Source organism: Calditrichota bacterium (assembly GCA_020637445.1).
Classification (GTDB): Bacteria; Electryoneota; RPQS01; order RPQS01; family RPQS01; genus JABWCQ01.
The window spans coordinates 842,992-854,868 of record JACJVZ010000001.1 but is presented as its reverse complement, the minus strand read 5'-3'; the positions used below and the strand labels follow the sequence as shown (position 1 = coordinate 854,868).

At 52.3% G+C, this 11,877-nt stretch carries 13 protein-coding genes and 5 tRNA genes; 4 read left to right on the top strand and 14 right to left on the bottom strand.

Translation table 11 applies throughout. The features are described 5' to 3' along the window. Nucleotides 1-163: 163 nt before the first annotated feature. The 14 genes from H6507_03445 to H6507_03380 form a co-directional block, all read right to left on the bottom strand. Complete coding sequence (locus tag H6507_03445) at nt 164-484, bottom strand: cell division protein ZapA (protein ID MCB9368147.1); 321 nt, start codon at nt 482-484, stop codon at nt 164-166. A 19-nt stretch (nt 485-503) separates the two neighbouring features. Then, complete coding sequence (gene zapB / locus H6507_03440; protein MCB9368146.1) at nt 504-761, bottom strand: cell division protein ZapB; 258 nt, start codon at nt 759-761, stop codon at nt 504-506. 38 nt (nt 762-799) lie between these two features. Continuing rightward, entirely contained in the window at nt 800-3,184 is a 2,385-nt protein-coding gene (locus tag H6507_03435) for a phenylalanine--tRNA ligase subunit beta (protein ID MCB9368145.1), read from the bottom strand. A 6-nt stretch (nt 3,185-3,190) separates the two neighbouring features. After that, nucleotides 3,191-4,213, bottom strand: a complete 1,023-nt coding sequence (pheS, locus tag H6507_03430) for a phenylalanine--tRNA ligase subunit alpha (GenBank protein ID MCB9368144.1) — start codon at nt 4,211-4,213, stop codon at nt 3,191-3,193. A 93-nt stretch (nt 4,214-4,306) separates the two neighbouring features. Next, on the bottom strand, nt 4,307-4,657 hold the full coding sequence (gene rplT / locus H6507_03425; GenBank protein ID MCB9368143.1) for a 50S ribosomal protein L20: 351 nt from the start codon (nt 4,655-4,657) through the stop codon (nt 4,307-4,309). Nucleotides 4,658-4,743: 86 nt separating this feature from the next. Continuing rightward, the gene (gene rpmI, locus H6507_03420) at nt 4,744-4,941 is read right to left on the bottom strand and encodes a 50S ribosomal protein L35 (GenBank protein MCB9368142.1); all 198 of its coding nucleotides are present in this window, start codon (nt 4,939-4,941) and stop codon (nt 4,744-4,746) included. Between the two features lie 20 nt (nt 4,942-4,961). Beyond that, on the bottom strand, nt 4,962-5,495 hold the full coding sequence (locus H6507_03415; GenBank protein MCB9368141.1) for a translation initiation factor IF-3: 534 nt from the start codon (nt 5,493-5,495) through the stop codon (nt 4,962-4,964). A gap of 14 nt (nt 5,496-5,509) precedes the next feature. Continuing rightward, nucleotides 5,510-7,423 (bottom strand): threonine--tRNA ligase, encoded by a 1,914-nt coding sequence (gene thrS / locus H6507_03410; GenBank protein MCB9368140.1) that lies wholly within the window; start codon nt 7,421-7,423, stop codon nt 5,510-5,512. 131 nt (nt 7,424-7,554) lie between these two features. Further along, nucleotides 7,555-7,631: transfer RNA gene (locus tag H6507_03405), tRNA-Val, on the bottom strand. 84 nt (nt 7,632-7,715) lie between these two features. Continuing rightward, a tRNA-Leu gene (locus H6507_03400) sits at nt 7,716-7,801 on the bottom strand. 39 nt (nt 7,802-7,840) lie between these two features. After that, nucleotides 7,841-7,912 (bottom strand) — tRNA-Cys (locus H6507_03395). A gap of 85 nt (nt 7,913-7,997) precedes the next feature. Next, a tRNA-Gly gene (locus H6507_03390) sits at nt 7,998-8,072 on the bottom strand. Between the two features lie 34 nt (nt 8,073-8,106). After that, nucleotides 8,107-8,179: transfer RNA gene (locus H6507_03385), tRNA-Ala, on the bottom strand. 200 nt (nt 8,180-8,379) lie between these two features. Further along, a complete protein-coding gene (locus H6507_03380; GenBank protein ID MCB9368139.1) occupies nt 8,380-8,772 on the bottom strand; it encodes a hypothetical protein in 393 nt (130 codons plus the stop codon). Between H6507_03380 and H6507_03375 the strand changes: the two genes are divergently transcribed. The 4 genes from H6507_03375 (at nt 8,756) to H6507_03360 (ending at nt 11,744) form a co-directional block, all read left to right on the top strand. Further along, nucleotides 8,756-9,109 (top strand): hypothetical protein, encoded by a 354-nt coding sequence (locus H6507_03375; GenBank protein ID MCB9368138.1) that lies wholly within the window; start codon nt 8,756-8,758, stop codon nt 9,107-9,109. The genes H6507_03380 and H6507_03375 overlap by 17 nt on opposite strands. Nucleotides 9,110-9,136: 27 nt before the next feature. Next, the gene (locus tag H6507_03370; GenBank protein MCB9368137.1) at nt 9,137-9,340 is read left to right on the top strand and encodes a hypothetical protein; all 204 of its coding nucleotides are present in this window, start codon (nt 9,137-9,139) and stop codon (nt 9,338-9,340) included. A gap of 243 nt (nt 9,341-9,583) precedes the next feature. Continuing rightward, nucleotides 9,584-10,063, top strand: a complete 480-nt coding sequence (locus H6507_03365; GenBank protein ID MCB9368136.1) for a GNAT family N-acetyltransferase — start codon at nt 9,584-9,586, stop codon at nt 10,061-10,063. Nucleotides 10,064-10,157: 94 nt separating this feature from the next. Further along, nucleotides 10,158-11,744 carry a sodium-dependent transporter gene (locus H6507_03360; protein ID MCB9368135.1) on the top strand — a complete coding sequence of 529 codons (1,587 nt, stop codon included), beginning with the start codon at nt 10,158-10,160 and terminating at the stop codon, nt 11,742-11,744. Nucleotides 11,745-11,877: the final 133 nt, after the last annotated feature.

The window sequence follows — 11,877 nt, the reverse complement described above, 5'->3', positions numbered from 1 at the left end:
TTGCAATTGACGCCAGAGTTGAACTCCCTATTCTTTGACTATTGGTTCTTGAATCAAGAATCTGCCAAAGCAGGGATCAAATTCCTACTTCTTTGTAATGAAATCGTATTCTTACTTTACCTTGTTCCTCCGACCAGTCTCACCCAACCACAATTAGGATCGGTCACGCTCCCAACTCACGTAGTTTGGCTTCTAATTCTATAGACATCTGCTGCGCCCGCTCTTCAAGTTTTTGCGTCCGGTCATTTAGCTCTGACTTCGCCTCGGTCAGCTCATGAGCAAGCTGCAACGCGGCCAACACAGCCAGATCGCCGGCCGGACGCGTCCGATCCGCCCCATGTACCAGCTTCATTCGAGCATCTACGATCTGCGCAACTTTGCGCAAATAGCCGGGATCGGCGGTCCGCCTTAGCCGATAAGCGCGGTCGAAAATCTTAACTTCAACCGCGTCATCCTGTGTGCCTTCTTGAAGCAAATCAGTCATGTTTCTGCGGAAGCCGCTCTTACGCCGCTTCGAGCTTCTCCAGTAATGCCGAAATCCGCGTGCGAATCAACTCTTCCTTCTGCGGATCACGCTGATTCTCTTCCAGCGTTTCACAGCGGCGGCGGCTTTCTTCGAGGTCCTTTGTCGCTTGAGCTTGCTGCTGGCGAAGCGTATTCAGCTCGCCGGACATCTTGTGATTCTCTTCTTGAAGTTCAGTCAGTTTCGATAATAGTCGTGCAATCTTTTGATCAAGCGCGTCGAGCGTCTGGATGTCCATACTTTAGTTGAATAGTCAGGGGTTTGGGGTATTGTCTCTCAGCGCAAAATGGCTGAGTGTTTTTCTTGTAGTTTGTTTAGAATCGTTTGAATCAGTTCTTCCACTTCGGAGGCGTCAAGACTCCGGTCGGGATGCAAAAACTCGAGGCGGATCGCAATCGACTTCTTGCCGGAACCAAGTTTATCGCTGACAAAGACATCAAATGGCCACAGCGACTTAAGCAACGGACCGCCGGATTCACGAATTGTGTTTGCCAGATCCGCATAGCTGACAGCATTGTCCACCACGAGTGCCAAATCGCGCCATGCAACCGGGAACTTGGGAAGAGGCTCAAACCGGAACTCAGATTTCCTTTGCCCGCGCAATGCACCGAGATCGAGTTCAAACCAGGCAACATCAGCGTCGATGTCCAAGGGAGCACATACCGACTTTGGCCAGATACCAAATGAACCTGCCTTTACTCCCGAAATCGTGAGCTCTCCGGACAGAAGCCCCGAAGTATCAAGAGCATAGCAATTAATATGATAATTGTCAAGGGTTAGCCGCGTCGCTAATATTTCGAGCAAGCCCTTTAAGTCAAAGTAATCAATTGAATCCTTAGACGGTTCCCAATTTGTGGCTCTACGTTTTCCAGTCATCAGGCCAGCCACGATACGCCGTTCCCACGTGCGAGGATCTTCCGAGTTGCCATTCTGGAAGACTCTGGTGGTCTCAAAAAGCCGAACATCGCGGTCACCCCGCTCGAAATTCGCCGCGGCAGCCCGAAACAGCGGTGGTAGGACGCTGCCTTGCAAGTAACGCATTTCATCGGTTACAGGGTTCCCAAGCAGGACGCCCTCGGGCATTCCGGGAGGATCGAGGCGTGCCTCTGGGTTCCACATCGACAAAGACAAGGCCTGATGGAATCCTTGTCCAACAAGAATATCTTCGACCTTACGGCGAATTGTGTGGTCGGGATCATCTTGCCCCGAGAGCACTACCCTGCTGGTTTCCGCCGAGGGAATTTTGTCGTAGCCGTTGACGCGCACGACCTCTTCAATCAGATCGACTTCGCGTTCTAAATCGGGACGATGTGTCGGAGCATGCACTGTCCAAACCGCAGCGCTTTTCTTCACGTCGCAGCCGAGCCGGGTTAGGATGTCCGCGATTTCAGGCAGTTCATAGTCGACTCCGATCAGAGCGGACGTGCGCTCCGGTCTAAAAGAGATTTCCACCGGAACAATAGGTTTTGGATAGGCATCCACCGCGCCGCTCCAAACCTCGCCTCCACCCCACTGCTGCATCAAGGATATTGCAGACTCGGCGACCAGCGGAACTTGATTAGGGTCACAGCCGCGCTCGAATCTTCGCGAAGAGTCTGTCGACATACCCAGAGATTTTGCTGTGCGGCGCACGTGTACGGGATCGAAGTACGCACATTCCAACACGACGTCGGCCGTGTCTTCACGGATTTCGCTGTTTAGGCCGCCCATAATTCCGGCCAGAGCGACGCCGTGTTTGGCATCGGCAATCAACAAGTCCGACGATGAAAGTTTGTGTTCTTTCTCATCGAGCGTAATGAACTTTTCTCCGTCCTGCGCATAGCGGACACGAATCTCATGCTCGGCCAAGAAGCGCGCGTCAAAGGCATGCAGCGGCTGTCCCGATTCGAGCATGACGTAGTTGGTCACGTCAACGATGTTTGAAATGGGGCGAATCCCGCAGCGCAAGAGCCTAATAGCGACATCAAACGGCGACGGACCGATCTTCACGCCGGTAATCACTTTCGCCATGTATCGTGGGCAGGCATCGGGCGCATCGAGCACGACCTTCACGTACTCCGTTGCTTCCCTTTTTGATTCAATTATCGGATACTCTTTGCGCTTCCACGGAATCTTGAACTTCGCGGCGATGTCGCGCGCGACGCCGATATGCGAAAGAAAATCCGGGCGGTTCGGCGTAATCTCGACGTCGTAAACCGTGTCTTGCAGATCCAGATATTTGGATGCCGGCGCGCCGACTTCCCATGCGTGCGGTAACTCGATGATACCCGCATGCGACGGAGCCAGTCCCAACTCTTCTTCGGAGGCGAGCATTCCGTTCGACACATGGCCGCGCAGTTTCGCCTTCTTGATGGTCATGCCGCTGGCGGTCGTCGATCCAGCGAGCATCACGGCAACGCGCAAGCCAACACGCACATTCGGAGCGCCGCAAACAATTGAGAGTGTTTCTCCGCCGACGTTGGTCTGTGTTATCGAAAGGTGATCCGTGCCTTCGATGTGCGCACACTCGACCACTTCGCCGATCACGACATTTTCGAGCGCGGGTTTGTAAACATTTACTGACTCGATCTCGAGCCCAAGCCACGTCAAGACGTCGCCCAGCTCCTCGGGAGAAACCGGAATGTCTACGAATTCAGAAAGCCATTTATAGCTGAGTAACATGTTTTCTTAGCGGGGTGTGATGCCCGAGAATTGTCTTAGGAAACGGACGTCACTGTCCGTGAGCAATCGAATGTTATTGATGCCGAAGCGGAGCATGGCCACGCGGTCGATGCCCAATCCAAAGGCGAAACCTGTGTAAATTTCCGAATCGTAACCGACACCTTCGAGCACGTTGGGATCGACCATGCCGCAGCCGCCCATTTCGAGCCAGCCGGTGTTCTTGCAGATACGGCAGCCTTCACCTTTACAAAACGGACATGACACATCGACTTCAGCAGAGGGTTCCGTGAACGGAAAGAAGTGCGGGCGAAAACGCAACTTTGTTTGTTGACCGAAAAGTTCGCGGTAGAACGACAACAGCGTGCCCTTCAGTTCCGCCATTGTTACGCCTTTGTCAACGTACAACCCTTCGCACTGATGAAACATCGGCGAGTGTGTGGCATCCGGACGGTCTCGGCGATAGACTCTGCCGGGCGAGATAATTCTCACCGGCGGATCCTGTTTTTCCATCGTGCGTATCTGCACAGGCGACGTTTCCGTTCTGAGCACAAAGCCGTTCGGCAAGTACACCGTATCGCTCTCGTCGCGAGACGGATGCCACGGCGGAGTGTTGAGCATGTCAAAGTTGTATTTGATCAGCTCAATTTCCGGACCATCCGCGACGCGAAATCCCATGCCGCGAAAAATGTCCGTGATCTCGCGCATCACAATCGTCAACGGATGATAACTCCCAATCCACGTCTTGCGCCCGGGCAAAGTTGTGTCAATCGAAGGGCCGCTCGACTTGGGAGTCAATGATGATTTTCTTGCGGCTTCGAGAGCTTCCAGTTCGTTCTTCAAGTCGTTCAAGGCCTGGCCGAGTGCTGGACGTTCTTCGGCTGAGGCTTTGCCCATTAGCTTGAAGAGTCCGGCGACGACTCCCTTGCGCGACAAATATTTTATCGAGGCCTGCTCGAGTGCGGCTAAGTCCGCGGCTTCATTCAGCGCGGCGATGGCTTCAAGTTTGACCTGTTCGAGTTGTTCTCGCATGTAGTACTCTTAAAAATAGAGAAAGGCGACCCCTGCGGTGCAAGGATCGCCCGTCAACTAAAAACACAGATTGGACGGAACCGAAGGGTTTGTTTAGGCGGCCTTGACTATGTTGGTCAAGTGCTCGAATCCTTGCGGGTCGTTCACGGCCAATTCGGCGAGCTGACGACGGTCGAGGGCGATTCCCTGCTGCTTCAGCCCGCTGATAAATCGCGAATAACTCAGGCCGTGTTCGCGAGCAGCGGCGTTAATACGCACAACCCAGATGCTGCGGTACAGACCTTTTTTCTTGCGACGGTCGCCGAAACTGCGCGCCCATCCTTTTTCTACCGTCTCAGTCGCCGCACGAATCAACGTGCCACGACGGCCGATGTAGCCCTTCGCAGCCTTGAAGACTTTATTTTTGCGACGGCGAGTCGCGGGATTATTTGTTGCTCTCGGCATGGTTCACCAGAAAATTGAAAAATTGAAAATGGAAAATAGAAAAACTGAGTGTTCTGCTCGCGTGAGCAGAGAACCCCGGTCTTTCTTTATGCCATCGCCATCATACGCTTGACTTTGGTCTCTTCGCCGCCCTCAAAGACAACGGTACCCGTCAAACGATTTTTGTGCGCGGCGGTCTTGTGCGTCAATTTGTGACGACGGCGCGTCTTGTAGAAGACGATTTTTCCACTGCCAGTTACCTTGCAGCGTTTCGCCATTGAACGCTTAGTCTTCATCTTCGGCATGGTATTGCCCTATATCAAAGTTATTTACGAATCAACATCATGATCATCTGGTTGTGCCCTTCCATTTTTGGCGGGGCCTCAACTTTCGCGACTTCCGCAACTTCCTGGGCAATTCGTTCCATCATCCGGACACCGAATTCCTGGTGAGTGATCATACGGCCGCGAAACCAGATGGATACTTTCACTTTCGAGCCTTCTTCGATGAAACGGCGTGCCATGCGGGCCTTTGTCATCAAATCGTGCTCGTCCGTCGAAGGAGAAAGCCTGATCGTCTTAAGAGTCGAACTGGCCGACTTCTTGCGCGAACTTTTGTCCTTCTTGGAGACGGAATACTTGAACTTTCCGAAGTCCATGATGCGAACAACGGGCGGAGTCGCCGACGCCGCGATCTCGACCAAATCCAATTCCTCTGCCCGCGCCAAATCGAGAGCCTTGGATGGATGCATTACTCCGATCTGCTCGCCGTCACTACCTATGACACGCACCTCCGGTGCAACAATCTTCTCGTTGATACGGGTCGCGTTTGCCTTGTTAGTCGGTGCAGCTGAGCGCAGAGTTTTCTCCGGAGTTAATGCGTAGCGCGAGATCTAATGTCATTCAGCAGTCGTTCTGCCGTGTCCGAGACGGACATGCCGCCGAGATCTCCTTCTTTGCGGCGGCGCAGCGAAACCTGTCCGCTTTCGGCCTCTTTGGGTCCGATTACGGCAAGGTACGGAATCTTATTCAATTCACCGTCACGAATCTTGAAGCCCAGTTTTTCGTTGCGGTCATCCAGCGTCGCGCGGATGCCCTGAGCAAGCAATTCGTCGGTGACTTTTTGAGCATACTCAATCGTCTTGTCGGAGACCGGAAGCACTCGGATCTGCTCTGGAGACAACCACAGCGGCAAATCGCCGGCATAGTTCTCAATCAGAATTCCGATGAACCGTTCCATCGACCCTAACAGCGCGCGGTGCAGCATCACGGGAGTGTGACGTTGACCGTCCGCGCCGACGTATTCCAAATCAAAACGCGACGGCATCGAGAAATCGCATTGCACGGTTCCACATTGCCACGTTCTGCCGATCGCGTCCTTGATGTGGAAGTCGATCTTCGGTCCGTAGAACGCTCCGTCACCGGGATTGATTTTGTACTCGACCCCCAATTGCTGCAAGGCATTGGCGAGCGCGGTTTCGGCTTTATCCCAAACTTCGTCAGATCCCACTCGCGACTCTGGCCGAGTTGAGAGTTCAACCTTGAACTCTTCAAAACCGAAATCACGGTACATATCAAAGATGAACTTGACGACCTTGCCGACTTCCTCTTCGATCTGATCGGGCGTCACGAAGATATGCGCATCGTCTTGAGTAAACACCCGCACACGGAAGAGACCGTGCAGAACGCCGCTCTTTTCATAGCGATGCACCGTGCCAAGTTCACAGAGCTTCAACGGCAAGTCGCGGTAGGAAACCTGATGAGTGCCATAGATCAAACAGTGGCCAGGGCAATTCATCGGCTTCAGTGCAAAGGACTGTTCATCCACTTCCGAGAAATACATATTCTCGCGGTAGTGTTCGTAGTGCCCAGACTTGTGCCACAACTCTTCATTCATCAAGAACGGAGTGCGAATCTCTTTGTAGCCGAACTGCGCGTGCTTGTCGCGCCAGTAGCGGGTAATCTCGTCCCAGATAATCTGACCACGCGGATGAAAGAACACCGCGCCGGGAGATTCGCCGTGGAAACTGAAAAGATCGAGCTGCTTGCCGAGCTTACGATGGTCACGCTTGGCCGCTTCTTCCAACCGGTGCAAATGCTCTTCCAGCATCTCCTTAGTCGGATAAGCCGTCGCGTAAAGCCGCTGCAGCATCTTGTTCTTCTCATCGCCACGCCAATAGGCTCCGGCTACCGAGAGAATTTTGAAATGCTTGATGCGGCTGGTGCGGTCCAAATGCGGGCCGCGGCAAAGATCAACGAAATTCCCTTGTTCGTAGACGGTCAGATCTTCGTTGAGATCGTTGATGAGTTCGATTTTGTACATCTCCCCCATCCCGCGGAACAGATTCAGCGCGTCATCTTCTTTCAAGTCCTTGCGAACCAAAGGCAGATTGCGCTTGGCGATCTCGCGCATCTTGTCTTCGATCACGGGGAAATCTTCCTGCGTGAAGACATGCGGAGAATCGATATCGTAATAAAATCCGTCGGCAATCGGCGGTCCGATCGCAAGCTGCGATTCGGGCCAGAGCTCCTTGATTGCGTGGGCCATCAAGTGCGCGGCGGAATGCCAGTAAACGAATTTTCCTTCGGGACTGTCGAAGCCGATGAACGTCAGCTTGCCGCCGTGAACCAACGGACGGTGCAAATCCCAAATGGCTCCATCCAGCAAAGAACTAAATATCCCGTTTGCACCGACGTCCTTGCCTTCAGGAAGAAAGTCAATCGGCTTTTGACCGGGTTGCGCGGCAATCGATTTGCCGCCCTCGAGTTCGAGCAGTAAGTCAGACATAATTGAGTACCTCTACGAACGGATGCCTCAGAAACAAAATTGAAAATAGAAAATCCCAAATCGAAAAATCAGAACCAGAAATAAATCGATTTGAAAGATCGTCAGGTCACTGGCTCCAGCGTCTACGCTGGTGGTGGGCGATACTAGATTCGAACTAGTGACCTCTTGCATGTCACGCAAGCGCTCTAACCAACTGAGCTAATCGCCCTCAAAAACAAAGCAACCGGCCCAATAGCCGGTGATGCGACCGCAGGGCAGACCTTACGAGCATGTTGAAGAATGCTCGTCTGAGTGCCGGGAGCCGGACTCGAACCGGCACGGGACTTTTGATCCCTGGGGATTTTAAGTCCCCTGTGTCTACCATTTCACCATCCCGGCCTGCCGCGCAGGGCCAAAACCGGTCGGAGTGCGGCTTTGAGGCGCCGAGCGGATTCGAACCGCTGAATAGAGGTTTTGCAGACCTCCGCCTTACCACTTGGCTACGGCGCCGTGCTTACTCAATGACCGCGGACAAAGCGGCCTTGCGCTGGCGCAGCAGCACTGCAACAATCGCACAGCCAATACAACATTATCTTGGAGCGGGAGACGGGATTCGAACCCGCGACAGCCACGTTGGCAACGTGGAACTCTACCACTGAGTTACTCCCGCAAGAAAAGAACTGCCTAAATCGTGTTTAGCCTTGTGGACCTGAGGGGGATCGAACCCCTGACCTCTTGAATGCCATTCAAGCGCGCTCCCAGCTGCGCCACAGGCCCTCGCGCATTGTGTGCGAACCCGAAATATACGGAACGGCAATTAGCCTGTCAAGCCTTGTACACCTGACTTTCGGAGGAACTGCTTACTTGCTGAAGCGCTTAACCAAAGTTTTTTCATACACTTCAAGTTAAGTTCTAATAAAATCAAGAGGCCGCGCCCCTTTGGACGCGGCCTCCACACATCTCGCTCTTCTGGACGATTACAGGCCCATGAAGTGGTTTGCGCACTCCTGACCGCAGAAATAGGTCTTCTGACCGTCCGTCACCACCGCCGGAGTTGCTGCCGTAACTTCGAACTCCTTGCCCGAGACCGAACACACGGCCATCTTCTTGCCATGATCCATTTTCACGTTGGATTCAAGGGTAGCAAGTTCGACAGCTTCGTGAGTATAGGTATTGGCCTTGGATGCCATTTTCTCGCTGCACTTAACCGCACAGGAATTGTCAGCGAAGTAGTAACGCGCGTTGCCGACCTGATTGTAAGGCGTGCTTTCCGTTACGACGAACTTCTTGCCATCGGCCACGGCGTACATTGTGCCGTTGTCCACCTTGTAGACATTGGCATTGAAGTAGCCTTTGTCGCCACAGGCCATCTTGGCCGCGGACGTCGCACAACTTGCCGACGACATTTGGGCACCCTTGCTCATGCAGCAAGAGCCAGAGGTCGCGGAGGCATTCTTGCCCGCGCAGCAGCTGGCACCAGAAGCCATTGAGGCGTTCTTACCAGCTTTGCAGGAACCTTCAGTCATCTCTGCCTTCTTCATCGAAGAACAGGACGACCCTTCTGTCATCGACGCATTCTTCATCGACGAGCACTTGGACGCATCGCATGAAGAAGACGCACTCTTAGCCGACGAGCACGACGAACCTTCAGTCATCGACGCGTTCTTCATGGACGAACAAGACGATTCCGAGGTCATCGAGTTGTGATAAGGACAAGAGCTGGCCGACGCATTCTTGGACGACGAACACTTGGATGCATCACACGAGGCAGAAGCTTTCTTGGCAGAAGCCTTGGACGCATCACAGCTGGCCGAGCAAGCGGCCTTTTCACCGGTCGAGGTCAGTGCGGCATTCGTTGTCGCGCACTGTTCAGTTGCGGATTTCTTGGAAGCCTTTGCCATCTTCTTGGATGAACAAGAGCTGCCATCACAGGCGTAACTGTAGCCACCAGCCAAAACCAGCGCCACCACGGCCATTGAGCCGAGAATCAATCCAATCTTCTTCACAAGCATCTCCTTGGTTTGTTCCATGCGAATGTCTCGCAATCTACAAAAAATCCAGATACATTTCAGCATCCATCCGGCAAAAAGAAACGGATGGATTCAGTCAACTTTTAAGGCTAATCAAAGGCAAGTATATTAAAACACTTGCCTTAGAACAAATTCCACATAGACGAATAAGATGACAAAAGCAGAATTAGAGGTTATCAGATTCCGACAGATGCAATCGTCGGACCTCACTACCTTTCTTCAACTTGGGAGCTTGACCTGTGGTTCCCTGCATAGGACGGCAAATCAAGATGATGCTGACCTTTTGCAGCGGTTCACCGGTTTTGTGAAGGAGTATGCTTTTCGCCCAGAAAGCGAAGTCTGGATCGCACACTCCCACTCCGATCCTTACATTGGACACTTATGGCTCTACCGAACATACAATAGGTTCAATGGAAACAAAGAATTATGGGTTTGGGACATCTCAATCTCTGAGAGAGAAAGAGGCCAAGGAATTGGCAAGATCTTGATGGGATATGCGGAAAAACGTGCGGTTGATCTGGATTGCAGGGAATTGTGGCTACTTGTTGCCGAAGATAATGAAGTCGCGAAGCACCTTTACGAGTCGAGTGGCTTTTATCGAAAGGCCCAGATGCTCAAGCGAGACCTATGAGGAAATTCAGAAAAATCAGGATTATTATTGACCTTTCAGTTCAGAACCGTTAATTTCGTTCAGTCCTAAATCGATTCTTAAGCGTGGAGAGGATATGTCGGACACAAAACCTGTAAAGGTGCGTGAGAATTGGGGCACTCGTGTGGGCGTCATTCTCGCAGTGGCGGGAAGTGCTGTTGGGTTAGGAAACTTCCTTCGCTTCCCTACTCAGGCGGCTGTGAACGGAGGCGGCGCGTTCATGATCCCCTACTTGCTTGCGATGATTCTGTTGGGAATTCCGCTGGCATGGGTGGAGTGGACATTAGGCCGTTACGGTGGTCAACACAATCACGGCACGGGTCCAGGAGTATACCATAGAATTGCCAAAGGAAGGCCGTGGGCGAAGTATTTGGGCATCGCGGCTGTATTTGCTCCGACCATCATCACGTTCTACTATGTTTATATCGAAGGTTGGACTCTAGCCTTCGCTTACTACTCGATCACAGGCGGTTTTCGCGATGCCATTGCCGCTGGGGAAATGGGTAAGTTTTTTGCGGGCTTTATTGGGGCGGAAAGCAATGTCTACTTCCACAATCACACGCCCGCGATTGGATTTTTCGTTCTTGTCTTTGTCATCAATTATGTGGTGATGTACAAAGGAATTCAAGGAGGAATCGAGAAGCTCACACGAATCGGCATGCCGATTTTGATCATCTGTGGTATTCTCTTGGCGATACGAGTTCTCACTTTGGGTACCCCCGACCCGACACATGCCGATTGGAACGTTACCAATGCGTTGGGCTTCATGTGGAACCCGAATTGGTCTGCACTTGGCGACGTCAAAGTCTGGCTTGCCGCGACCGGCCAGATATTCTTCTCTCTTTCGGTAGGCATGGGCTGCATCATGGCATATGCATCTTACCTGCGAAAAGACGACGACGTCGTCCTTTCAAGCCTCACTGCAACGACGACTAATCAATTTGTCGAAGTAGTTCTTGGGGGAAGTATCGGAATCGTTGCAGCGGCCGCTTTTTATGGAATCGCTCAGGCGCAGACTATTGCCGGAAGCGGTTCATTCAGTTTGGGGTTCGTGACGATGCCACTCATCTTTGAAGAGATACCGGCAGGCGGACTGTTCGCTTTCGTTTGGTTTCTCTTGTTGTTTATTGCGGGGGTCACGTCGTCTGTTTCACTGATTCAGCCTGCCGTGACGTTTCTCAAAGATGAGATGGACATGTCTCATCATCGGGCAGTCACGATTATTGGTATTGCCAATCTGCTGGTGACCGGATTTCTTGTCTTCACGATTCAATGGGGAACTCTGGATGAAATGGACTTCTGGGCGGCGACGGTCTGCCCAGTTGTGGCCGCGACTATTATGGTGATCTTCTTTTCTTATATCCTTGGCGTGGACAAGGGCTTTGCGGAAATGGAGCACGGTGCAGCTCTTAGAGTTCCGAAAGTATACAAGTTCGTCCTGAAGTTCATCACACCGACGTACCTAATCATATTGCTTGGCATCTGGATGGTGCAGGAATGGTGGCCCGCTATCATTATGGAAAAAATCACCGATTCCGCGACGAGAAATTGGATTTGGGTTGCGCGCGCAATACTATTCGCGGTTGGAGCTCTGATTACTTGGGTAATCCTCCACGCAAACAAAAACGGGAAATTCCCGAAGCTGAAGGAGGGTGACCGATGAACATTGGCGGTTGGATTCTGATGCTGAGCAGTTGGGGTGTGCTGATCTGGCTCCTGATTTTTTGCTACTCACGGGCACTTAATCTCAAGATTGAGCCTGACGAAGTTCACAAGCAGAGTTTGTAGCACTTCAT